General features: G+C 64.2%; 24 protein-coding genes and 5 pseudogenes. 13 read left to right on the plus strand and 16 right to left on the minus strand.

What is annotated here, in order from left to right; all coding sequences use genetic code 11:
* Window positions 1-76 precede the first annotated feature (76 nt).
* The 12 genes and pseudogenes from H9L15_RS01070 (at window position 77) to H9L15_RS01110 (ending at window position 11624) form a co-directional block, all read left to right on the plus strand.
* Window positions 77-841 carry a phosphoadenylyl-sulfate reductase gene (locus H9L15_RS01070; RefSeq protein ID WP_223276379.1) on the plus strand — a complete coding sequence of 255 codons (765 nt, stop codon included), beginning with the start codon at window positions 77-79 and terminating at the stop codon, window positions 839-841.
* Window positions 798-2195, plus strand: a complete 1398-nt coding sequence (gene cysG / locus H9L15_RS01075) for a siroheme synthase CysG (RefSeq protein ID WP_223276380.1) — start codon at window positions 798-800, stop codon at window positions 2193-2195. Before H9L15_RS01070 ends, cysG begins: the two co-directional genes overlap by 44 nt.
* Window positions 2192-3117 (plus strand): annotated as a pseudogene (gene cysD / locus H9L15_RS01080) (sulfate adenylyltransferase subunit CysD). Before cysG ends, cysD begins: the two are co-directional and overlap by 4 nt.
* Window positions 3117-4757 (plus strand): sulfate adenylyltransferase subunit CysN, encoded by a 1641-nt coding sequence (cysN, locus tag H9L15_RS01085; protein ID WP_187714879.1) that lies wholly within the window; start codon window positions 3117-3119, stop codon window positions 4755-4757. The pseudogene cysD and the gene cysN overlap by 1 nt, the downstream one beginning before the upstream one ends.
* A gap of 28 nt (window positions 4758-4785) precedes the next feature.
* Window positions 4786-5294, plus strand: a pseudogene (locus tag H9L15_RS18360) (flavodoxin domain-containing protein); the annotation flags it as partial.
* 231 nt (window positions 5295-5525) lie between these two features.
* Window positions 5526-5849 carry a hypothetical protein gene (locus H9L15_RS18365; protein ID WP_262984944.1) on the plus strand — a complete coding sequence of 108 codons (324 nt, stop codon included), beginning with the start codon at window positions 5526-5528 and terminating at the stop codon, window positions 5847-5849.
* Complete coding sequence (locus H9L15_RS18370; RefSeq protein WP_262984861.1) at window positions 5846-6592, plus strand: diflavin oxidoreductase; 747 nt, start codon at window positions 5846-5848, stop codon at window positions 6590-6592. Before H9L15_RS18365 ends, H9L15_RS18370 begins: the two co-directional genes overlap by 4 nt.
* 7 nt (window positions 6593-6599) lie before the next feature.
* Window positions 6600-8306 (plus strand): assimilatory sulfite reductase (NADPH) hemoprotein subunit, encoded by a 1707-nt coding sequence (gene cysI, locus H9L15_RS01095; RefSeq protein ID WP_187714880.1) that lies wholly within the window; start codon window positions 6600-6602, stop codon window positions 8304-8306.
* Window positions 8307-8492: 186 nt separating this feature from the next.
* Window positions 8493-8645: a hypothetical protein gene (locus tag H9L15_RS16565; RefSeq protein ID WP_223276381.1), complete on the plus strand. Its 153-nt coding sequence runs from the start codon at window positions 8493-8495 to the stop codon at window positions 8643-8645.
* Window positions 8633-9508 carry a 3-deoxy-7-phosphoheptulonate synthase gene (aroF, locus tag H9L15_RS01100; protein WP_223276382.1) on the plus strand — a complete coding sequence of 292 codons (876 nt, stop codon included), beginning with the start codon at window positions 8633-8635 and terminating at the stop codon, window positions 9506-9508. Before H9L15_RS16565 ends, aroF begins: the two co-directional genes overlap by 13 nt.
* The gene (locus H9L15_RS01105) at window positions 9505-11052 is read left to right on the plus strand and encodes an anthranilate synthase component 1 (RefSeq protein WP_187714881.1); all 1548 of its coding nucleotides are present in this window, start codon (window positions 9505-9507) and stop codon (window positions 11050-11052) included. The genes aroF and H9L15_RS01105 overlap by 4 nt, the downstream gene beginning before the upstream one ends.
* Entirely contained in the window at window positions 11049-11624 is a 576-nt protein-coding gene (locus H9L15_RS01110) for an anthranilate synthase component II (RefSeq protein ID WP_187714882.1), read from the plus strand. Before H9L15_RS01105 ends, H9L15_RS01110 begins: the two co-directional genes overlap by 4 nt.
* On the opposite strand, the gene trpA is transcribed toward H9L15_RS01110, so the two are convergent.
* The 7 genes and pseudogenes from trpA to H9L15_RS01145 all read right to left on the minus strand — a co-directional run bounded on the left by trpA (window position 11621) and on the right by H9L15_RS01145 (window position 16226).
* Entirely contained in the window at window positions 11621-12421 is an 801-nt protein-coding gene (gene trpA / locus H9L15_RS01115) for a tryptophan synthase subunit alpha (RefSeq protein ID WP_187714883.1), read from the minus strand. The genes H9L15_RS01110 and trpA overlap by 4 nt on opposite strands.
* Window positions 12418-13686 carry a tryptophan synthase subunit beta gene (trpB, locus tag H9L15_RS01120; protein ID WP_317617555.1) on the minus strand — a complete coding sequence of 423 codons (1269 nt, stop codon included), beginning with the start codon at window positions 13684-13686 and terminating at the stop codon, window positions 12418-12420. The genes trpA and trpB overlap by 4 nt, the downstream gene beginning before the upstream one ends.
* Window positions 13586-14068, minus strand: coding sequence for a phosphoribosylanthranilate isomerase (trpF, locus tag H9L15_RS20025; protein ID WP_187715737.1), 483 nt, complete (start codon window positions 14066-14068; stop codon window positions 13586-13588). Before trpF ends, trpB begins: the two co-directional genes overlap by 101 nt.
* 196 nt (window positions 14069-14264) lie before the next feature.
* Window positions 14265-14948, minus strand: coding sequence for an indole-3-glycerol phosphate synthase TrpC (locus H9L15_RS01135; protein WP_187714885.1), 684 nt, complete (start codon window positions 14946-14948; stop codon window positions 14265-14267).
* Window positions 14941-15771, minus strand: a complete 831-nt coding sequence (trpD, locus tag H9L15_RS01140; protein WP_223276606.1) for an anthranilate phosphoribosyltransferase — start codon at window positions 15769-15771, stop codon at window positions 14941-14943. The genes H9L15_RS01135 and trpD overlap by 8 nt, the downstream gene beginning before the upstream one ends.
* A 59-nt stretch (window positions 15772-15830) precedes the next feature.
* A pseudogene (locus tag H9L15_RS20035) lies at window positions 15831-16004 on the minus strand (hypothetical protein); the annotation flags it as partial.
* An 84-nt stretch (window positions 16005-16088) separates the two neighbouring features.
* Window positions 16089-16226 (minus strand): hypothetical protein, encoded by a 138-nt coding sequence (locus H9L15_RS01145; RefSeq protein WP_187714886.1) that lies wholly within the window; start codon window positions 16224-16226, stop codon window positions 16089-16091.
* A gap of 43 nt (window positions 16227-16269) precedes the next feature.
* Here H9L15_RS01145 and H9L15_RS01150 point away from each other — a divergent pair, with 43 nt between their 5' ends.
* A complete protein-coding gene (locus tag H9L15_RS01150) occupies window positions 16270-17058 on the plus strand; it encodes an inositol monophosphatase family protein (protein WP_187714887.1) in 789 nt (262 codons plus the stop codon).
* Window positions 17059-17077: 19 nt separating this feature from the next.
* Here the strand turns inward: H9L15_RS01150 and hisIE are convergent, their stop codons facing one another.
* From hisIE to H9L15_RS18395, 9 genes and pseudogenes are all read right to left on the minus strand, one after another.
* Window positions 17078-17617: a bifunctional phosphoribosyl-AMP cyclohydrolase/phosphoribosyl-ATP diphosphatase HisIE gene (gene hisIE / locus H9L15_RS01155; RefSeq protein WP_187714888.1), complete on the minus strand. Its 540-nt coding sequence runs from the start codon at window positions 17615-17617 to the stop codon at window positions 17078-17080.
* 100 nt (window positions 17618-17717) lie between these two features.
* A pseudogene (gene hisF / locus H9L15_RS01160) lies at window positions 17718-18503 on the minus strand (imidazole glycerol phosphate synthase subunit HisF); the annotation flags it as partial.
* Window positions 18403-19122: a 1-(5-phosphoribosyl)-5-[(5-phosphoribosylamino)methylideneamino]imidazole-4-carboxamide isomerase gene (locus H9L15_RS01165; protein WP_187714889.1), complete on the minus strand. Its 720-nt coding sequence runs from the start codon at window positions 19120-19122 to the stop codon at window positions 18403-18405. The pseudogene hisF and the gene H9L15_RS01165, both read right to left, overlap by 101 nt.
* Entirely contained in the window at window positions 19119-19697 is a 579-nt protein-coding gene (hisH, locus tag H9L15_RS01170; protein ID WP_223276384.1) for an imidazole glycerol phosphate synthase subunit HisH, read from the minus strand. The genes H9L15_RS01165 and hisH overlap by 4 nt, the downstream gene beginning before the upstream one ends.
* Window positions 19579-20703 carry an imidazoleglycerol-phosphate dehydratase HisB gene (gene hisB, locus H9L15_RS18385; protein ID WP_262984865.1) on the minus strand — a complete coding sequence of 375 codons (1125 nt, stop codon included), beginning with the start codon at window positions 20701-20703 and terminating at the stop codon, window positions 19579-19581. The genes hisH and hisB overlap by 119 nt, the downstream gene beginning before the upstream one ends.
* Window positions 20640-20846, minus strand: a complete 207-nt coding sequence (locus tag H9L15_RS20040; RefSeq protein WP_398286464.1) for a hypothetical protein — start codon at window positions 20844-20846, stop codon at window positions 20640-20642. The genes hisB and H9L15_RS20040 overlap by 64 nt, the downstream gene beginning before the upstream one ends.
* The gene (locus H9L15_RS18390) at window positions 20825-21346 is read right to left on the minus strand and encodes an aminotransferase class I/II-fold pyridoxal phosphate-dependent enzyme (RefSeq protein ID WP_187714891.1); all 522 of its coding nucleotides are present in this window, start codon (window positions 21344-21346) and stop codon (window positions 20825-20827) included. The genes H9L15_RS20040 and H9L15_RS18390 overlap by 22 nt, the downstream gene beginning before the upstream one ends.
* On the minus strand, window positions 21343-22290 hold the full coding sequence (hisD, locus tag H9L15_RS01190) for a histidinol dehydrogenase (protein WP_262984866.1): 948 nt from the start codon (window positions 22288-22290) through the stop codon (window positions 21343-21345). Before hisD ends, H9L15_RS18390 begins: the two co-directional genes overlap by 4 nt.
* Window positions 22203-22637 (minus strand): annotated as a pseudogene (locus H9L15_RS18395) (histidinol dehydrogenase); the annotation flags it as partial. The gene hisD and the pseudogene H9L15_RS18395, both read right to left, overlap by 88 nt.

Raw genomic sequence — 22637 nt, forward strand, 5'->3', positions numbered from 1 at the left:
CCTCCGATGCTGTCGGGGAGACATGTGCAAGCGCATGGTCAGCGTCGCCAGTGGAATATTTTTCTAAGGTGGCACAGTGGCCGACGCGGATTTCCCGAAGATCAGACCGGCTGTCCCGGTGTCTGCGGAGCTCAAGTCCGCCGCCGCAGCCGACGTGCCAGGACGCCTCCGTGCTGCCTCAGGCCTGATTTCCGGCCGCTTAGTCTTCACGACCAGCTTCGGCATCGAAGACCAGCTCATCGCGCATCATATCTTTACGCAGCGGTTGCCGATTGACGTCGTCACGCTCGATACGGGCAGGCTCTTCCCGTCGACCTATACGCTTTGGCAGGAGACCGAAGAACGGTACGGAGTCCGTATCCGCGCCTTCTACCCGGATGCTCAGGCGGTCGCGGGGATGGTCGCCGATCAGGGCATCAACGGCTTCTATTATTCGAAGGACGCCCGGCTTTCCTGCTGTGAGGTCCGGAAGGTTGAACCGCTGAAGCGCGCTCTCGCCGGAGCGGCAGGATGGATCACCGGGCTTCGCGCCGACCAGTCCGGAAACCGCTCCGCGGTGCGGTTTGCCGATTGGGATGCAGGGCGAGGCCTTCTGAAGGTCGCACCCTTGTTCGACCACCGCCGGGACGACGTCGCTTCGGAGTGCACGAAGCTAGATGTGCCGATCAATGCACTGCATGCGGAGGGATATCTCTCCATCGGGTGTGCGCCCTGCACTCGCGCACTTCAGCCCGGCGAACCCGAGCGGGCCGGCCGCTGGTGGTGGGAAACCGACGAAGCTCGCGAATGCGGACTTCATGTTCGGGCTGACGGCAAGCTCGTCCGGAATGTGGCGGCATGAGCGATATCTCGCGCATCGCCCGCTGGCGAATCTGCCCCTCTTCCACAGGCTGCAAGGGCGGAAGGCCGTCGTCATCGGCTCGTCCGAAGGAGCGAAGTGGAAGGCGGAGCTGCTCAGCGCGGCAGGAGCAGATGTTCACATCAGCGATCATTGGGAAGCTCCGCAACTCGAAGGCGCGGCTATCGCCGTCGCAGATCTTGCCGATCACGATGAGGCGCTGCGCTTAATCGATGCCGCTCATGCTGCCGGCGCTGTCGTCAACATCATCGATCAGACCGATCTGTGCGACGTCACCTTCGGGACGATCGTCAACCGCTCGCCGATTGTAGTCGGGATCTCCACGGACGGCGCAGCCCCGGTTCTCGGCCAGTCCATCCGCTCCCGGATCGAAAGTGTTCTGCCTCTCGGTCTTTCCAGCTGGGCGAAGGCTGCAAAGGCGTGGCGTCCGCGCCTGAAGCAGCGTTTGAGCAACTTCTCAGACCGTCGGGCATTCTGGCAGCGCTTCGCCGTCAAGGCCTGGAGCGGACCGGATCTCGCGCCTCTGGACAGCGACTTCGACGCGCTGGTCGCGTCGGCTCCCGGCACGACCGGACGCGTGACTCTGGTGGGCGCTGGTCCGGGTGATCCCGAGTTGCTAACCCTTAAGGCCGTCCGGGCTCTGCAAACGGCAACGGTGATCCTCTACGATCATCTGGTCGGACCGGATGTGCTCGAACTGGCTCGTCGCGAGGCCCGGCGCGTTCCCGTCGGGAAGAGCGGCCACGGCCCTTCGTGCAAGCAGTCCGACATCAACGAAATTATGGTCGAGCTCGCGCGGGCCGGCGACACTGTCGTGCGCCTCAAGGGCGGCGACCCAATGATATTCGGTCGCGCCACGGAAGAGATCGACGCCTGCCGGGCGGCCGGCATTGAGATCTCCGCCATTCCCGGCATTTCAGCGGCGCAGGGCGTCAGCGCTTCTTTGCTGATGTCGCTGACAGAGCGCCGCCACGCCCGCCGCGTACAGTTCCTGACTGGGCATGGCGCCGACGGCAAACTGCCCTCCGACATCGACTGGATCAGCGTCGCCGATCGCAAGGTGACGACGGTGCTCTATATGCCGCGCAAGACGCTCGGACAGTTCGTGCGCGATGCGCTTCGCAAGGGCATCGATCCGGAAACACCAGCAATTGCAATCGCTTCCGCGACGCTTCCCGACGAAGTTCACGTCTCTGCAACAGTTGCCGAGATCGAAAATTTCGTTGCTGAACTGCCCATCGGAGCACCCGTCACGGTAGTCATCGGCTGGGTTGGCCGCCGTCACGTTGGCGCAACCTCGGCACCCCTGCCCTTTCCGAAAGCCCTCGCATCATGAACGCGCCAGTTGAGTTCACCACGCGCTCCCTCAATCACCTTGAGCAGCTTGAGGCGGAGAGCATCGAGATTTTCCGCGAGGTCGTTGCGGAGTCGGAGCGGCCGGTGCTGCTCTATTCGATCGGCAAGGACAGCGCGGTGATGCTGCATCTTGCCAAGAAGGCTTTCTTCCCCGGCCCCTGCCCTTTCCGCTCCTTCACGTCGACACGACCTGGAAATTCCGGGACATGTATGGCCTGCGCGACAAAGTTGCTGCCGAGCCGGGGATCGAGCTCCTGGTTCACCGCAATCCCGAAGCCGAAAAGCTGGGCATCAACCCATTCGATCATGGCCCGCTCCACACAGACATGTGGAAGACAGAGGGGCTAAAGCAGGCGCTCGATCAATACGGCTTTGACGCGGCCTTCGGCGGCGCCCGCCGCGACGAGGAAAAGAGCCGCGCCAAGGAGCGCGTGTTCAGCTTCCGTGACAAGAACCATCGCTGGGATCCGAAGAACCAGCGGCCGGAACTGTGGTCGCTCTACAATGCGAAGAAGGGCGCAAAGGAATCGATCCGCGTCTTCCCGCTGTCCAATTGGACCGAGCTCGACATCTGGCAGTACATCTACGCCGAGGGGATCGAGATCGTCCCGCTCTATTTGTCCGCGCCTCGTCCAACGGTTGAGCGCGACGGCACGCTGCTCATGGTCGACGACGAGCGCTTTCCACTTCAGCCGGGCGAAACGCCGGTCGACCGTTCGGTAAGATTCCGCACGCTTGGTTGCTACCCGCTGACAGGTGCCGTCGAGAGCGAAGCGACCACGCTAGCTGAGGTCATCCAGGAAATGCTCGTCGCGACCACGTCGGAGCGGCAGGGCCGCGTCATCGACAAGGACGGCGGCGCCGCCAGCATGGAGAAGAAGAAGCAGGAGGGCTATTTCTGATGGCCACGCTGCTCAAGCCTTTGGATGCCGCCGAGACCGCGCGCGAGGAACTCGAACGCTGGATCGATGCGACGCAGAAGAAGTCGTTGCTGCGCTTCATTACCTGCGGATCGGTCGACGACGGCAAGTCCACTTTGATCGGTCGCCTCCTGTACGATTCCAAGATGCTCTTCGAAGACCAGCTTTCGACGCTGGCCAGCGACAGCAAGAAGCAGGGCACGCAGGGCGAAGCGCTAGATTTCGCGTTGCTGGTCGACGGCCTCGCCGCGGAACGCGAACAGGGCATCACGATCGACGTCGCCTACCGCTTCTTCGCGACTGAAAGGCGCAAGTTCATCGTCGCCGATACTCCGGGCCACGAGCAGTACACGCGCAACATGGTCACAGGTGCATCCACCGCCGACCTCGCTGTGATCCTGATCGACGCGCGCAAGGGCGTGCTGACGCAGACTAAGCGGCACAGCTTCCTCGTCCACCTGCTCGGCATCCGGAACGTGGTGCTGGCGGTGAACAAGATGGATCTCGTCGGTTACGACCAATCCGCTTTCGATCGGATCGTCGAAGATTATGCCGCCTTCGCAAAGACGGCTGGCATCGGAACCTTCACGGCCATTCCGGTCTCGGGTCTGAAGGGCGACAACATCACCAGCCGCTCGGCCGAAATCGACTGGTACGATAGCCCATTCTTGCTGGAGCATCTGGAGGCGGTGCCGGCGGCTGAACGCAAAGCGGGGGATGAACCTTTCCGCATGGCGGTGCAGTGGGTCAGCCGCCCGAGCCAGAACTTCCGCGGTTATACCGGGCGGATCGCCAGCGGCCAGGTCCGCGTGGGCGATCCGATCTCGGTGCTTCCGGCTGGGAGAAACACCTTCGTCGAGCGGATTGTCACATTTGACGGTGACCTCGATCAGGCGGTCGCTGGCCAATCCGTGACCCTGACTTTGACCGACGAAATCGACTGCTCACGCGGTGACATCCTGGTCGCGGCCGGCGAAAGATCGGACGCGGTCAGCCGCATCTCCGCAAGCCTCATCTGGATGTCCGACGAGAAGCTGGTTCCGCACCGATCCTATTGGCTGAAGGTCGGCACCCAGACGGTCTCCGCAAGCATCGACACCGTCCAGTCGATCACCGACGTGAACACGCTGGAGATTTCGGACGGCAACGCACTGGCGCTGAACGACATCGGCAAGGTCGTGATCGACCTCGATCGAGCGATTCCAGGTGTTCGTTATGTCGACAACCGTAAGCTCGGCGGCTTCATCCTGATCGACAAGATGACCCACGCCACGGTGGCGGCGGGCCTCGTCGACGACTTCCCCGCCAACGCGGTCAGGCGTGCCGCCGGTCCAACCAGCACGATCATCTGGGTCACTGGCCCCGACCGCGCGCTGTGGGCCGCGAGGACCGCGGCAGAGCTGAAGGCGCAGCGCCGGCAGGTTTCGATAATTGACGAGGAGGCCATTGCTGGCTTCCCGGCGGACGATCCCGTTCTCACCGCGCGGGAAGCTGCGAAGCTGCTCGCCGCCGCTGGCGTGCACGTCCTCGTCACTATCGAAGCGCGGCCCGGCGAGGCTCACCCAGGCCGCGTCGTCGAAGCATCGAACGAAGACAATGGAGGCGGGGAATGGGTGATCTGACCTCCTCACAGGCGACTGGAGCAAAGCCATGACCGTCCAGCTTCCCCTTCACGAGGGCGCGCTGAGCCTTGAGCAATGGCAGCTGGTCGAGAACCTTGCCCAGAGCCTGACGCCATCGCAGGCGCGGTGGATCAGCGGATATTTCGCGGGGCTTGATGCCGGGCTTCTCCGCTCCGGCGACGGCGAGATCGAGCCGCTCGTTGTTCCGCAAGGACGTACGCTGACGATCCTCTATGGAACCGAGACGGGAAATAGCCGCGACCTCGCCAAAGCACTGGCCGCGAGTGCGACCGAGCGCGGGCTGACGCCCAAGGTGTCCGATCTTTCCGACTACAAAGTCCGTCAGCTGAAGGATGAGCAGGACGTGCTCTTCATCGTCAGCACCTATGGCGAGGGCGATCCACCGCAGCCGTCGGTGGCCTTCTTCGAGTTCCTCGAAGGGCCTCGCGCTCCGAAGCTGGAAGGCGTCCGCTTCTCCGTGCTGGCGCTCGGGATTCGACCTACGAGAAATATTGCGAGGCCGGAAAGCGCATCGACAGCCGCTTCGAAGAACTTGGCGCAAGCCGCCTGAGCCCGCGCGTCGATTGCGACATCGACTTTGACGAACCTGCCGCAGCGTGGAGCAGTTCGGTTGTCGAGCTTCTCGCTGCCGACCTCGCGGTTGCCGCCGCCCCGACGATCGGCGCCTCGCCCCGTATCTCGGACCCCGCGCCGGCCAAACACGACAAGCGCAATCCATTCAACGCGACCGTCCTCGAGAACATTCAGATCGTCGGCCGCCACTCGACCAAGGAGACGCGGCACGTCGAGCTGGACCTCGGCGGATCGGGACTGACTTACCAGCCCGGAGATTCACTCGGCTTCGCGGCGACGAACGACCCGCGCGTGGTGGAAGAATTGCTCGAGACGACAGGCCTTTCGCCAGGCACTTCGGTGACGGTGAAGAATGAGCCATTGCCGCTCGCCGATGCGCTCGCGGGAAGTTCGAAATCACGATCGGCAGCCCCCGCTTCATCGAGCAGTGGGCAAACCTCACGGGCGCCAAGGAGCTCGAGGACCTCACCGGCCCGGAGGCCGCCGCAGCTCGCGTGAAGTTCCTGTACGAACATCACATCGTCGATATCATCCGCCGCTTTCCGGTCGCGGGTGTCGAGGCTGATAGCCTGCTCGCCGGCCTGCGCCCGCTGCAGCCGCGGCTTTACTCCCTTGCTTCGAGCCAGGCGCTCGTCGGCAACGAAGCCCACCTGACTGTCGCGCGGGTGCGCTACGAGTTGCACGGCACCGCTCGGGGCGGAGTCGCAACGACGCAGATCGCTGACCGGCTCGAAATGGGCTCGACCATTCCTGTCTACGTTCAGGAGAACCCGCACTTCCGACTGCCCGCCGACGATGTCCCGATCATCATGGTCGGTCCGGGTACGGGCGTCGCTCCGTTCCGCGCGTTCCTTCAAGAACGCGAGGCGCGAGCCGCCGCCGGCCGCTCCTGGCTTTTCTTCGGCGAGCGCAACTTCCGCAGCGACTTCCTCTACCAGGTCGAATGGCAGGAGTGGCTGGATGAAGGTGTGCTCAGCCGTCTCGACGTCGCCTTCTCTCGCGATGCCAGTTCCAAGACCTACGTCCAGCACCGCATGCGCGAGCAGTCGCGCAACCTGTTCGCGTGGCTTGAGGAAGGCGCTCATTTCTACGTCTGCGGCGATGGGAAGGCGATGGCGCGCGATGTGCACGAAGCCCTGATCGGCATCGTCGAGCATGAGGGTGGCCGTTCACGGGAAGCTGCCGAAGATTACATCCGCAACCTGGCCGCCGAGCATCGCTACCAGCGCGACGTCTACTGAGAGTTCAATGACTACCCGAACCATCGACAGAAGCACCGACCTCTCGCAGGCGCTCGACAAGCTCGGGCCCGATGAGACGCTGAAATACAATAGCGATTATCTGCGCGGCCATATTGCCAGCGACCTGCTCGACCGCATCACCGGCGGGGTGACCTTCGCGAGCAACAAGCTCATGAAGTTTCACGGCATTTACCAGCAGGACGACCGCGACATCCGCGACGAGCGTAGGCGTCAGAAACTGGAGCCCGCACTGACCTTCATGGTTCGCGTTCGCCTTCCCGGCGGTGTCTGCACGCCTGAGCAATGGCTGAAGATCGACGAGCTGGCTCAGACCCACGGCGGGAACACGATCCGGCTGACGACGCGTCAGACATTTCAATTCCACTGGATCGTCAAGGAAGACATCAAGCCGACGATCGAAGGCCTGCACGATGTGCTACTCGACACGATCGCGGCCTGCGGGGACGATTCACGCGGCGTGATGGCGACAGCCGATCCGGCGGACTCCGATATCCACGCTGAAGTCGCGGAGCTTTCCAAGCAGCTCAGCGACCACGTCATTCCGAAGACCCGCGCCTATCACGAGATCTGGTACGGCGAAGAGCGCGTTGCCACGAGCGAGAACGAGGAACCGTTCTACGGCAAGCAATACCTGCCGCGGAAGTTCAAGATCGGCTTCGTCGTCCCGCCCTCGAACGACATCGACGTCTATACGCAAGACCTCGGCTTCATTGCCGTCACGGGTCCGAACGGCATAGAAGGTTTCAATGTCACCATCGGTGGCGGCATGGGCCGTACCGATAATGAGCCGACGACCTATCCGCGCCTTGCCGATGTCGTCGGCTTCATTCCAAAGGATCGCCTGCTCGCTTGTGCCGACGCGGTCATGGGGGTTCAGCGCGACTACGGAAACCGCGTAGTCCGCGCCCGCGCTCGCTTCAAATACACCATCGACGACAAGGGTCTCGACTTCATCAAGTCAGAGATAGAGCAGCGCATGGGCGCCCCGTTCGAGTCCGCGCGGCCTTTCGATCTGACCACGAACGGCGACGGCTTCGGATGGCGTCAGACAGACCGAGGCACCTGGAACTACGGCCTGTTCATCGCCAACGGGCGCGTGTCAGACCTGCCCGGCCGCGACATCATGACCGGGCTCCGCGAGATCGCAAAAGTGCTCAGTGGCAATCTCCGCCTGACCCCGAACCAGAACCTTATCATTGCGGGCGTCACGCCGGAGGATAAGCCGCAGATCGAGGCGCTACTGGCCAAGCATGGCCTCGCCGAAAGCGACAAGACAAGCTCGCTGCGGCTGAACTCGATCGCCTGCGTCGCGCTGCCGACCTGCCCGCTCGCGATGGCGGAGGCGGAGCGTTATCTGCCCGACCTGATCACTAAGATCGAAGCGATCCTTGAGCAGAACGGCCTGGCGCAGGAGCCGATCACCATTCGCATGAGCGGATGTCCCAACGGATGCTCGCGCCCCTATGTCTCCGAGATTGCGCTGACCGGACGGGCGCCAGGCAAATACAATCTCTATCTGGGCGGCGGCTTCCACGGTGAGCGGCTGAACTCGCTCTACGCCGAGAACATTGGCGAGGAACGCATCCTCGAAATCCTGTCCGAGAAGCTCTCGACCTACGCAAACGAGCGAGCGCCCGGAGAACGCTTCGGCGATTTCGTCACACGCATGATTGACCGCGAGCGGGCCGCATAGCATGCTGCTCACGATGATTCAGGTTCGCACCGCAACGATTTGGTGGTGGCGCTGGTCCCCAGCCATCGATGCGGCGCGCCCAGTGAACGGATAGCCGGAAGACAGCCTCTTCCCGCCAGATGTCTCCAAGGACCCGCCGCAACCCGGCGGGTTTTTCTTTGCCCTCAACACAACGGAATTCGACAGATGATCATCGTTCTCAAGCGTGAAGCCACCGAGGAAATCGCCCAGGAAATCCTGGGGCGTATCGAGGAAAAGGGCCTCAAGCCGCTCTACATGCCCGGCAGCGAGCGCGTCGTTCTCGGGCCCTTGGCGACGAGAGGGTTTTGTCGGAGTTGAACCTCGACGGCCACCCGATGGTGGAATCGCTGAAACCCATCCTCTCGCCCTACAAGCTGGTCAGCCGCGAGATGCACCCTCACGATACGGTCGTCCGGTTCGGCAACGCAAACATCGGCGGCGTCGGGTTCGCTGTGATCGGCGGTCCCTGCGCGGTGGAGACGGCGGAGCGCCTGCACGACAGTGCGAGTGCAGTCGCGTCGGCGGGCGCGATTGGCATCCGCGCAGGCGCTTACAAGCCGCGCAGCAGCCCGTATTCCTTTCAAGGACACGGCCCGGAAGGGCTGGCGACCTTACGCAAGGTCGGCGACGAGCTCGGCCTCCCGGTCGTCACCGAGGTCATGGACACGGCGGATGTGGATGCGGTCGCGGAGAGCGCGGACATGCTCCAGGTCGGCGCGCGCAACATGCAGAATTTCTCGCTGCTGAAAGCTCTCGGCAAGGTGCGCAAGCCGGTACTCCTGAAGCGCGGTCTTGCCGCAAAGGTTGAAGATCTGCTGCTCGCCGCCGAATATCTGCTCGCGGCCGGCAACGAACAGGTCATCCTTTGCGAGCGAGGCATTCGCACGTTCGAAACCGTGACGCGCAACACCCTCGACCTCAATGCGGTCGCTTACATGAAGCAGAAGACCCACCTGCCGGTCATGGTTGATCCCTCCCACGGCACGGGCGTTCGCGACCTCGTCATTCCGATGTCCTTGGCGGCCGCGGCCTGCGGTGCCGACGGTCTCCTCGTCGAAGTGCATCAAGACCCGGTCGACGCCTGGTCGGACGGAGCGCAGTCGCTGTATCCCCACCAGTTCGAGGCCCTGATGACCGGGCTTCGACCCGTGCTCGCGGCGATTGGCAGGGAGTTGGCGTGAACGCAGTGACCGATCTCGCCACCGGCACGGCGCGGGCGATTTCTCGTCGCCTGTCCACGCCGGTCGACCTGCTCGCACTCTATGCCCAGTTGAGTGATCACGGCCGACGCCCCGACACGCTGCTGATCGAAACCACTGCGGGAAAGAGTGTTATCCTCGACCAAGCCGCGGTGCGGATCGACTGCCGCGGCGGGGAGGTGACGCTCGATGCACTCTCGACAACGGGCCAGCCGGTCCTCGAACTCGTCGCGCGAAAGCTTGCGAAGAATCTGGCGTCTGAATCGGCGGATCGAGTCACTCTCCGGTATCAGCGCTCGGATGAAGTCGATGCGGAGCGCCGGCTGCTTGCGCCGTCACCGTTTGACGTCTTACGCGCAATCACGACCGAGATTGCGAACGAGACGCCCGAAGAGGCCATGGCGGTCTGCCTCGCCGGTGTGATCGCCTTCGATCACGTCGAGCTGTTCGAGGAGCTGCCGCCGTACGCCGAAGACCAGGCCGACTTCCCCGACTTCATCTTCTGGCTTGCGGAATCGGTGATCGTCAGTGAGCCGAAGCTCACTCCGCGCCTTGTCTGCACATCCTTTGCGACCGGGGATCCGGAACAGCGGAAACGCAGCCACAACAGCGCTATCGAGCGTCTCGGCGAATTGTCGTTTCGCGCGTCGGACGTCCACGGATTACATCCGAAGCCTGGCGCGCCGGGCGAGGTTGCCGTCGATCTCGACGACCGGACCTTCGCTTCTGCTGTTTCCCAACTCAAGGAGCACATCCTTGCCGGCGACGTGTACCAGATCGTCGCATCGCGCACGTTCAGCGCCGCCTGTCCCGATCCGCTCTCCGCATTCGCACGCGTCCGGTCCCTCGATCGCAGCCCCTACATGTTCTTCGTATCGGGCGGCGACTTCGCGCTGTTTGGGGCATCTCCCGAAACCTCGGTCCGGGTGACGCGCGAAAGCGGAAAGCCCCTCGTCGAAGTGAAGCCCATTGCCGGCACTCGACCGCGAGGGACCGACAGCGACCAGGATGATCGCATGGAGGCCGACCTGCGCCTCGATGAGAAGGAAGCGGCCGAGCACATGATGCTGGTCGATCTCGCCCGCAACGACGTCGCGCGTATCAGCGAGCCGGGCACCCGTCACGTGGCCCAACTGATGACGCTCGAGAAATATGCCCGGGTGATGCACCTCGTCAGCTCGGTGAAGGGCGTGCTGACCAAGGGTTACGATGCGATCCACGCGCTGCAGGCGTGCCTCAATCCCGGCACGCTTTCGGGAGCGCCGAAACTACGCGCGACGCAGTTGCTCCGCGAGTACGAGCGGACCCGACGCGGTCCTTATGGCGGGACGATCGGCTGGCTGAACGGTGAAGGGTCGATGGACACCGGCATCGTGATTCGGTCGGCGCTGGTGAAGGACGGGACTGCCTACGTTCGCGCAGGCGCCGGTGTCGTGCACGATTCAGATCCGATGGCGGAAGCGGAGGAAACAAGACGAAAGGCGTCGGCTGTCCTTTCTGCGATTGCCGGGGGGCAAATTCGATGAGCCGCAACGTCCTGATGGTGGACAACCACGACAGCTTCACCTTCAACATCGTGGAAGCGCTTGAGAGGCTGGGGGCGACCGTGAGAGCGGTGCGCAACGAAATTGCCGCGGCCGACGCGTTGGACCAGGCACGCGAGACGAGCGCCGTCATCCTGATTTCGCCCGGCCCGGGCCGACCGGAAGATGCGGGCTGCTGCATCGAATTGATCTCGCTGGCGAAGGGTGAGGTGCCGCTGTTCGGTGTCTGCCTGGGCCAGCAGGCGATCGTTCTGGAAGCAGGCGGTGAGGTCGTGCGAGCGCCGGACGCGATGCATGGCAAGGCTTCGGCGTTGAACCACGACGGTTCTGGCCCGTTCGAAGGGTTACCCGAAACCATCAAGATTGGGCGCTATCACTCGCTTTGCACGCCCAACCCGCCGTCCCGTTTCCGCGTCCATGCCTCGATCGATGGCATGGCGATGGCGATCAGCGACGTGCAGGCCAAGCAGGTCGGCGTTCAGTTCCACCCGGAGTCGGTGCTGACACCCGTCGGCCAGCGCATCTTCGCAAACGTGCTGAAGGGCTTCGACTAGGCCGAAACGGTCGAGCGAGTTGCCGCTTTCATGGTGGCGACGAACTCGCGGACGGCATCGGCACCCTGCTCGACGCCAAGCCGGACGATGGCCGAGCCGCTGATCACCCCGGCCGCGCCGCTCGCGATGGCCTGGCGCACGTGATCGGGTGTCGAAATCCCGAAGCCGAGCACAGCCGGCGGCGCGCCAACGCTTTGAAGGGTCGTGAAAAGCCGATCGTGTTCCAGCGCCAGCTCCTGCCGCTCGCCGGTCACACCGGCTCGCGCCACGCAATAGGTGTAGCCCGAACACAGACGGCCGATCCGGGTCAGTGTTTGACCGGGCGTGTTCGGCGCTGCGATCATGACGAGGCTGACACCGGCCGATCGCGCCTCATCTGCGTAGGGCTCGGCTTCTAGCGACGGCACGTCCGCGATGAGCAGGCTGTCCACCCCTGCGGCAGTAGCATCCGCGAAGAAGCGCTCTCGCCCGCGGGCCGCAACCAGATTGGCGTACGTCAGAATGCCGACCGGAATATTCGCATGGCGCGAGCGGAACTCGGTCAGCAGACGGAAGCAATCGTCGACTCGAGTACCTGCCTCCAGCGCCCGCACCGCCGCAGCCTGGATCACCGGCCCGTCTGCCACGGGGTCGGAGAACGGGATGCCGACCTCGATCATGTCGGCCCCGCCCTCGACGACGGCATCGAGAAGCCTCGCGCATGTTTCCAGATCGGGGTCGCCAAGCATCAGAAACCCGCCGAACGCGGCCTCGCCGTGCCCCCGGAGCCGATCGAACATCGCGTCGTAGCGGCTCATGCCATCGCTCCGAGCAGTGCCTGCGCCTGGGCCACGTCCTTGTCGCCGCGACCGGAGAGATTGACGACCAGCACCTCGGCCTCCCCCGCCTCCGCCATCTTCAAGGCCTGCGCGAGCGCGTGACAGGACTCGAACGCCCCAATGATCCCCTCGCTTCGCGCCAGCTTCACGAAAGCGTCGAGCGCCTCCTGGTCAGTGCTTCCGACATAATCGGCGCGGCCAATGTCGTTGAGGTGCGCGTGCTCCGGTCCGACCGCAGGGTAGTCGAGCCCGGCCGAAACGGACCAGGTATCGGTCACCTGTCCGTCCTCATTCTGGAGCACGAGGGTCTCCGCACCGTGCAGGATGCCATGCATGCCACGCTGGATCGTCGCGCCGTGCTCATGGCCGTGGAGGCCCTTCCCTGCCGCCTCGACGCCGATCAGACGGACCTCATGGTCGGGAATGAAGTCAGCGAACATGCCGATGGCATTCGACCCGCCGCCCACGCAGGCTAGCACGGCATCGGGCAGCCGCCCTTCCGCCTCCAGCACCTGCGCGCGCGCCTCCTTGCCGATCACACGCTGGAATTCGCGCACCATCGTCGGGAAGGGATGCGGGCCGGCTGCGGTCCCGAGAAGATAGTGCGTGTCATCGAAGCTCGCGCTCCAATCGCGGAGCGCCTCGTTGATGGCATCCTTGAGCGTCCGCCCGCCGCTTTCCACCGGCACGACTCTCGCGCCCATTAGCTCCATCCGAAAGACGTTGAGCTTTTGCCGCTCGACGTCTTCGGCGCCCATGTAGACCACGGTTTCGAAGCCGAAGAGCGCGCCGACAATCGCCGTGGCTACTCCGTGTTGGCCAGCGCCGGTTTCGGCGATCAGCCGGTGCTTGCCCATGCGCTTGGCGAGCAGGGCTTGCCCGAGCACCTGATTGGTCTTGTGCGCGCCGCCATGAAGCAGGTCCTCGCGCTTCAGGTAAATGCGCGCCTTGCCACCGAGGTTTCGGCACAGAGTGAGCGGGGTAGGCCGCCCGGCATAATTCGCCAGCAGCTCATTAAGCTCGGACCGAAACGCCGGGTCCTGCTCCGCGTCGAGGAACGCCCCTTCGAGCTGCTCGAGCGCGGGGACGAGGATCTCGGGATGAAGCAGCCGCCGAAGCGGCCAAAGCGGCCATCCTGACGCATCAGGCGCGCCTCCGGCAGGCGGGTCGGACAGCTTCGAAAAGATGGGCGACCTTGTCCAGGTCCTTGCGGCCGGGAAAGGCTTCCACCCCCGAGCAGACATCGATCCCGTAGCTTCCGAGGGCCTGCGCATCGCGCGCATTTGACGGGCTGATTCCTCCAGCCACGAATGCATCAGCAAGTTCAGGACGATCGGCGAGCAGGCCCCAATCGAACACGTGCCCGGTGCCGCCCGTGCGCCCATTGACGCTGGTGTCATAGAGAATGCGGTCTGCGCCAGCCCGCTCGGGCGAAACCTCGTTGCGGACCGCGCTCACCGCCCAGATCTCGCAATCTTCGGGCAGCTTCGCGCGAAGCCGGTCCAGATCACCTTCTCCCCCGTGCAGCTGTACCGCGGCGAGCCCAAGCTCCTTCGCCGTTCGGCCGACGAATTCATGGCCTTGATCTTGGAAGACACCGACCGGCCTGGCACCGCGATCCCGAATCTCGTCGACGAGGGACGGAGCGCGGTCGGCGACGTTCCGGGGCTGATGTCAGCGAAGATCAAGCCAGCGTGCGTGGCCTTTCGCGCGGACATCGCGGCATCATCCTCGTTCGTCAGACCGCAAATCTTGATGTGGCCGTGAACCAGCGCTCGGGCGGCTTCCGCAACATTCGCCGAAGCCATCAGCGCGGATCCGACTAAAAAGGCGTCCACGCTCGGGCCAGGCGCTCGACGTCGCGGCGGTCGCGGACGCCGGACTCGCTGATGACCAGGGTGCCATCAGGCACGAGGTTCGCGAGCCTCTCCGTAACTGCAAGATCGGTCTTCAGCGTACGCAAGTCGCGGTTGTTGATGCCGACAACTTGCGCGCCGAGCGCCAGAGCGCGCCGAAGCTCCGTCTCGTCATGCACTTCGACGATCACATCCATGGCTAGTCGGCGCGCTTCCGCCATGACTGCAGCTGCCGCCGCATCGTCGAGCATGGCGAGGATCACGAGGGCCGCATCGGCGCCGCTAAGCCGTGCTTCTGCGACTTGGCGCGGATCGACGATGAAATCCTTGGCGAGGATCGGCCCCTCGAAGCGGCTGCGCACTGTCCGCAGATCCTCAAGCGAACCTTGGAAGAACGGCGTGTCGGTGAGAACGCTGATCGCATCGGCGACCGGCGTGTAGGCCGCGACCGCCTGTTCCACACTGACGTCGCTGCGATGACCAGAAGGCGACGCCTTCTTCACTTCCATGAGGAAGCGTGCTCCTGGCTGTGAAAGTGCAGCACGCAGGCTTCGGCGTGTCGGCGCAGGATCGAAGCTCACACCGGCGAGGCGATCCGTGACATCCCGACGCTTACGTTCGGCGATTTCGGCAAGGACGCCTTCAGCCATTGCTCGCCTCAACGTAGGCGTTCAGCACTTGCCCGGCCTTGCCGGATACCAGCGCCTCACGGGCCAGTTCGGCGCCGGCTCGAAGATCGGCGACCTTGCCTGCGGTGTGAAGAAGTGCGGCGGCGTTGAGGATGACCATGTCCTGCTCCGATCGGGCACCGCTACCGTCCATCAGGGCGCGGAAGCGGCTTGCATTTTCGGTGACGTCGCCACCGGTCACGGACTGCAACGGCGCGCGCTCCAGCCCCGCATCCTCCGGCGATATGACAATCTCCGTATGCTGATTGCCCGACAACCGCACCGCACGCGTCTCGCCATGGAGCGCGACCTCGTCCAGTCCCGACCCGTGAACCACGAGGGCCTCTTTCACACCCATGGCCTCGAGAGTCTGCGAGACGCGCCCGAGCATCCTCGGGTCCGCAACACCGAGCAACTGGACCGGCGGACGCGCGGGATTGATGCAGGGCCCGAGCAGATTCATCACGGTGCGGACTGAGAGCTGCCGGCGCACCAGGGCGGCATGCTTCATCCCCGGATGATAGGCAGGCGCAAAGAGAAAGCAGAAGCCGGTCCGGTCGAGAATCTCCCGCGCTCTCAGCGGTCCGACGTCGATTCGGGCGCCGAGCGCTCCCAGCACATCCGCCGAGCCGCAACGCGAACTGACGCTGCGGTTGCCATGCTTGGCGATCGGAAGTCCCGCAGCGGCCGCCACGAACGCAACGGCGGTCGAAACGTTGATCGATCCCGACGAGTCGCCACCCGTGCCACAGCAATCGGCGAAGAGGTAATCGGGTCGCTCGAATGATTGTGCAGCGGCGAACAGGCCCGCGCGGCACCCATCATCTCGGCCGCCGTCTCACCCTTCATTCGAAGGGCAACGAGCATCCCGGCGATTTCGGCAGGCTCGAGCTTTCCCAGCACGAGGCGTTCGAACAAGTGCTCGCTATCCTCGAGCGCAAGGTCCTCGCCGTCGAGCAGTCGCGGCAGCGGATTGGGCACGGGGCCGGTGTCGACGACGGGGTGTCGAGCTGGCGCGATGTCGGTGGGTTGAAGCATTCTGATCCTCGCAAATGGCAATAAAAAACCCGCCGGTGGCGGGTCGATGGTCGGTTGGAAGTTGGTCGGTTTCCCGGAGTCAGCTCACCAGCCGCGCCATCGCGCCGCGAGAATCGTGTCGCACCACCAGGTCCAGGCCTGATGCTGGTTGTCAGTAAGGGCGCGAACGAAGATCACCGCCCATTCCTCGCGTTTGGGATCCCGGATGTCAAGCTGATCCACTGGCCGACTTGACCCGTTCTGTCGCCTTGCCCATCGCGCGTTCATGGACGTCACGCCCGACCTGATCGCCTTTGCCGAAGAGCTCGCGGCCGTAGCGCGCGTCGAGACGCTCGAGCGTTGGGCCTCATCGGTTGCCGCCGACGACAAGGGTAAGGGTCTCTACGACCCGGTGACCGACGCGGACCGCGAAGCGGAACGCGCCATGCGTGACCTCATTACGTCCCGGTATCCGGATCATGGCATCACTGGCGAAGAATGGCCGGATCAAGCGGCGAGCGGGCCCTACAGCTGGTCACTCGATCCTGTGGACGGAACGCGGTCCTTCATCTGCCAATTGCCAAACTGGGTGACGCTCGCCGGGCTGCTGCATAGTGAACAGGCTGTGCTCGGGCTGATCGACGCGCCGTGCCTGAATGAACTCTATATCGGGCACGGATCAGAGGCTTGGCTGATAACCGGACGCAGTCGGACTCGGGTCCGGACAAGCGATTGTACGGACATCGCCGATGCTCGCCTTTCGACCACCGATCCGTTTCTGTTCAACGATGGCTCGGAGGAAGCTTTCGAGGCACTCCGGCGATCGGTGCGAGTTACCCGCTATGGCCACGACGGCTACGCCTATGCGCGTCTTGCTGCAGGGTCGCTGGACCTTGTCATCGAGGCCGGCCTGAAGCCCCATGATTACAATGCCCTGATCCCGGTCATTCGCGGCGCGGGAGGAGTCATCGGCGATTGGGGCGGCGGAGAGGATTTCACCGGCGGGAAGATCATCGCGGCCGCCACGCGAGAGCTTTACGAAGAGGCGGTACGCGCGTTCGAAGCCTTTGCGTGACGATCCGCCAACCGGGCGATCACGTCGTCCCAGCGAAAGCCCTCGCCTCCATCAAGACGCTGACGTGATAAATGAGGTCGGCTACCTCCTCGACGCAGCCCTCGACATCCCTACTGACCCCGGCAAGAGCGACCTCAACGCCTTCCTCGCCGATCTTCTTTCCGATCCGCTCCGGGCCGTCGTCGAGGAGCGTCCGAGTATAGCTTCCGGGGTCGTCTGAACTTGCGCGCTCCGCGATGATGGCGGAGAGTTCGGAAAGCCATCCGGAACTGCGAATGTCGGCCGCAAAGCAACTTTTCATGCCAAGGTGGCAGGTCGGCCCTTCCGGATCCGCGAGCACCAGCAAAGCGTCTTTGTCGCAGTCGGCAAACACAGCAGACACGCGCAGCCGGTTTCCGCTCGTCTCGCCCTTCTGCCACAGGCGCTGCTTCGACCGGCTGAAGAAAGTCGCGAACCCCGTTTGCAGAGTGCCAGCAAGCGCGGCCTCGTCCAGATACCCAAGCATCAGGACTTGGCCCGAACGCGGGTCCTGGACCAATGCGGGCAGCAACCCGCCCATCTTCTCCCAGTCCAGCGAACCGATATCGGCCTGACTCAGGGCGTACTTCGATCCCGCATGTCGCGAGGAACTCCTTCAACTCGGGAATGGCGATGAGGCGATCGTGGAAGACGGTGGCGGCAAGCGCACCGCTCGCACCCGCCTCGAATGCGTCACGGAAGTGTTTGGGCGAACCCGCCCCGCCCGACGCGATCACCGGGACCGTCACCGCCTCGACGACGTCACGCGTGTGAGCGATGTCATATCCGGTCCGGACGCCGTCATTGCGCATGCAATTGAGCACGAGCTCGCCAGCGCCGCGTTGGGTCGCTTCCTGAAGCCATTGCAGCGTCCGCCGGCCAGTATCGCGAGTCCGATCCGGGCGGCCCGTATACTGCTGGACGAAATACTCGCCGTCTCGCGCATAGCTATCCACGCCAAGCACAACGCACTGACTGCCGAACGCATTCGCAAGCTCATCGATCAGTTCAGGGCGTTCGAGGGCCGGCGAGTTGATCGAGATTTTGTCTGCCCCTGCATCCAGGCAGGCAACTGCCTCATCGCGGCTGCGCAGGCCGCCCGCCACGGCAAAAGGAATATCGATTACTGCCGCGACACGCTTCACCCAATCGTGCGACAGCGAGCGGCCATCCGCGCTGGCGCTGATGTCGTAGAAGACGAGCTCATCCGCGCCCTCCTCGCGATAACGGAGCGCCTGCTCGAGGATGTCGCCGGCGTCGCGGTGGTCACGGAATTGCACGCCCTTCACGACGCGCCCGTCTTTCACGTCGAGGCAGGGGATGATCCTACGCGCGGGCAAGTCCGAGCGCCTCTTCGAGCGAAATCCGCTGCTCCCAGAGCGCCTTCCCGATGATCGCACCATCCGTTGGCAGCTGCTCAAGGTCATCGAGCGAGGTGATGCCCCCTGACGCCTGCACGGCAACGCCGGGAAGGCGGCGGGCGATCTCCTGGTACAGGGCGAAGTTGGGCCCTTGCAGCATTCCGTCACGGCCAATGTCGGTCACGAGCAGGTGTCGGGCGTTCGGAAATTGCGCCGCCACGTCCCAAAGGCTTCGACCGGTGTCCTCCGTCCAACCGGCGACCGCAACTCTCGGTGAGCCTTCGGTTAATCGGATATCCAGCGAGAGGGTGATGCGGTCGGGTCCGAATTCCTTGAGCCACGCGCCCACGGCGTCCGGTTCCCTGACGGCAAGACTGCCGATGACGACGCGCGAGACGCCGGCGTCGAACATTCGCACGAGCTGGCCGCGCTCGCGGTAGCCGCCGGCCACCTGCAGCTTGAGCGGCGTTTCGCGGGCGAGTTGCGCAACCAGTTCGCGCTGGACCGGGTTGCCGGTCTTCGCACCGTCGAGATCGACGACGTGCGCCCAGCTTGCGCCAGCGGCCGCAAAGCCGCGGAGCGCCTCGAACGGTTCGGTCGAATAGGCGGTAACGTCGTCGAAGCGCCCCTGCTTGAGGCGCACCGCACGACCTCCGATCAGATCCATCGCGGGGTAGATGATCATGCCAGGAACGCCTGAAGGAAGTTCGACCCCGCTGCGCCCGAGCGCTCGGGATGGAATTGCGCGCCAAGCCAATTGCCCTGGCGCACGACCGCCGGAATCGTACGGCCATATTCCGCTGTCGCGACGGTCGCCGGGCCCGTGTCACAGGCATAGCCGTGGGCGAAATAGACGTATTCGCCGGTACCGATCCCAATCTCGGCGTCGGCAACTGCAAGCCGGCTCCAGCCCATGTGCGGCACCGGCGTCCCTGGTGCGGGAGAGAGTGCCCGGACCTCACCCGGAATGATGCCAAGGCATTCCGAGTTTGCTTCGTCGCTTCGGTCGAACAGCAGCTGCATGCCGAGGCAGATGCCGAGAGCGGGCTGCTTCAGGGATCGCAGGCAGTCGCCCAGCCCGCGCGCCTCGATCCGGGCCATCGCGTGACCGGCCGCTCCAACTCCCGGAAGGACCACCCGATCAGCCCCAGAGATCTCCACGGAATCGGCAGTCACTACCGGAGTTACGCCGAGCCGCTCGAAGGCCAGCTTGATCGATCCGATATTCCCATAGGCAAGGTCGACGATGGCCAGCCTCACAGCACCCCTTGGTGCTAGGCAGCGCGTCGCCTTCCCGGCGGATCGCGTCGCGCAAGGCCCGGCCGAACGCCTTGAAGCAAGCCTCCGTCTTATGGTGGTCGTTCTCGCCATCCACCTTCACGTGGATCGCCGCTCCCATGCTGTCCGCGAGCGAGCGGAAGACATGGCGGGTCATTTGCGTCGGATATTCACCGATGCTGGTCGCCGCAAACTCGCCTTCGAACCGGCAGTAGGGACGTCCGGAGAGATCGATGAGGACCTGCGCTTGCGCCTCGTCCATCGGCAAAGTGAACCCGAAGCGGCGGATGCCGCGCTTGTCGCCCAGCGCTTGCGAAAGCGCAGTGCCGAGCGCGAGAGCGCAATCTTCGATGCTGTGATGCCCGTCGATTTCGGTGTCGCCATCGCAATCGAGCACGATGCTGAATCCGCCATGCGCGGCCACCTGGTCGAGCATGTGGTCGTAGAACGGCACGCCCGTGTCGATCTTCCGGGGCGTGGGCCGGTCAAGGTCGACGGCAACGGCGATCTCCGTCTCCTTCGTGTCGCGAATGACTTCCGCGCGCCGCGGGCTCGATGGCTCGCAAGTAACACCGAAAGCATTCAGGAGGGCTTCGTTCTCGGCGTCAGTGCCGATCGTAACGCGCACCCCGCCGGGCGCGGCATTCGGTCGGAAGCGCACCCGAATCCCCATCGAGCGCATCCTGGCAGCCAGAGCCGGCGCGTCGTCGACCTCCAGGAAGAGGAAGTTCCCGCCACTTGGATAGACCCGACGGACGATCGGCGAGCCTTGGAGGCGTTCGGCCAGTCTGCCCCGATCGGTCTTGAGGCGCTCAACCCGTTCCTGATGAACTGCCCGTCGCGACGGCGACAACGCGAGGACAGCGGCGTCCACCGACAGGCTTGGCATTGGGTAAGGCGGCAAGGATCGCGCGGCGATTGCCATCAGGTCAGGCTCGCCGATTGCGCAACCCACTCGCGCGCCAGCGAGACCGTAAGCCTTGGACAAGGTCTTGAGAACGACGAGGTTCGGACACCGGGCGGCATCCCCGCCAAGCTCGGAGTGGTTGAGAAGTCGAGATAGGCTTCATCCGCGACAACAATGGTGTTGGGCAGCGCGGCCGCCACTTTCAGAATCTGGTTGGGGTCCACCTCATTCCCGGTGGGATTGTTGGGCGTGCAGATAAAAGCGATCTTGAGGTTTCGCTCCCCGAGACGGCTGCCAGAAACGGGTCCGCCGCGAAATCAAAGCCAGCCGTCAAAGGCGCCTCGATCAGGCGGGCGCCCTGAAGCCGAACGAAATGGGCGTAAGCGGAGAAACTTGGGGTGCAGATGGCGACTGCATCGGTCTGCGGGCGGCAAAAGGCGCGGACCATCATGTCGATGGCATCGTCCGCCCCGCGGGTGATGACGACGTTTCCTGGCTCCACACCGTAGAGCGCCGCCAGTGCCGCCTTGAGTCTGGTCGGCTGGGGCTCCGGGTATCGATTGACGTTGGTCGCCAACGCTCCGTCGACCAAAGGCGGGAACGGGTTCTCGTTGGCGTCGAGGCGGATCGCGTCGGGGATTGCCATCGCGTTGTTCGCGGCGATGTCGAATGGCTCCAGCGCAAGCACTTCCGGCCGTGCGAGGCGTTCCGCAAGGCTGCTCATGCCATCAGTTCCAGCCGGGCGTCCGCGGCGAGCGCATGCGCTTCGAGCGACTCCATGCGGGCAAGCAAAGCGGCACGTCGGGACAGGCTTTCGGCGCCTTCGCGTGTTACGGCTTGCACGCTCATCGCCTTGAGGAAAGTGTAAACGGAAATGCCGCTCCAGGCCCGAGCGGCTCCGTCCGTCGGCAGGACGTGGCTCGATCCGGCCAGATAATCGCCGAACGTCTCGGCCGCGTGCGGTCCGGCAAAGACGGCGCCCGCACTACGGATTTTCGCGACGAGTGCCTGCGCAGGCTCCACCGCAAGCGAAAGGTGCTCGGGAGCGTAGAGGTTTGCGACTTCGATGGCCTCGTGGAGATCGGCGACAAGGATGACGCGGCAGCTTCCAAGCGACGCCTCCACGATCTCACGGCGCGGAAGAGTACGGACGCGCTCGGAGATTTCGGCTTCAACGGCGGTCGCCACAGCGACCGATGGCGTCACTAGCAAGACCTGGGCGTCTGGATCGTGCTCCGCCTGGCTGAGGAGGTCGGCGGCAACCAGGCGAGGGTCGGAGCTTTCGTCGGCAATGACGAGCAGCTCACTCGGGCCAGCGGGCAGGTCGATTGCGGGACCGCCTGGCATGCTCATCACCAGACGCTTCGCCTCTGCGACCCACGCATTTCCCGGACCGCAGATCTTGTCGACGGCGGGAATTGCGCCAGCCCCGAAGGCCAGTGCCGCAATCGCCTGAGCACCGCCGACAGTCCACACCTCGTCGATGCCGGCCAGGTCGGCCGCAAGAGCGACCAGATCGTCGAGACCGCCCCGGGGCGCGGTGGCGTAATAGTGACGATTTGGCGGACGCCAGCCGCACGCGCGGGGATCGCCAGCATGAGCAGGGATGAGAACAGCGGCGTCTTCCCGCCCGGCACGTACAGGCCAACGCGATCGATCGGCCGCCACGTCTTGGTCACCACCAGTCCCGGCGCGGTTTCCAGCGAGAAGTCCGAAGGCACGCTCGCCCTGTGGAACTTCCGGATTTGAGCAGCCGCGAACTCGACAGCCTCCACCTGTTGAGGATCCAGTCGGCGCCGAGCCGCGCTCGCCATCGTACGAACCTCGACACGCCGAGGTTCCTGTCCGTCGAGTTCGAGCGCGATCTCGGAGAGCGCCTGCCAGCCTCTCGCTCGAACATCATTGACGATATTGCGGACTCGCTCCCGAAGCTGCTCGTCGGCCCGCTTCTCGGGCCGAGCGAGCGCGCGGCAACGGTCGGCGTCGCCGAGCCCGTTCCAGTCGATCCGCTTCAC

It is taken from the genome of Sphingomonas daechungensis, assembly GCF_014489495.1.
Lineage (GTDB): Bacteria > Pseudomonadota > Alphaproteobacteria > Sphingomonadales > Sphingomonadaceae > Sphingomicrobium > Sphingomicrobium daechungense.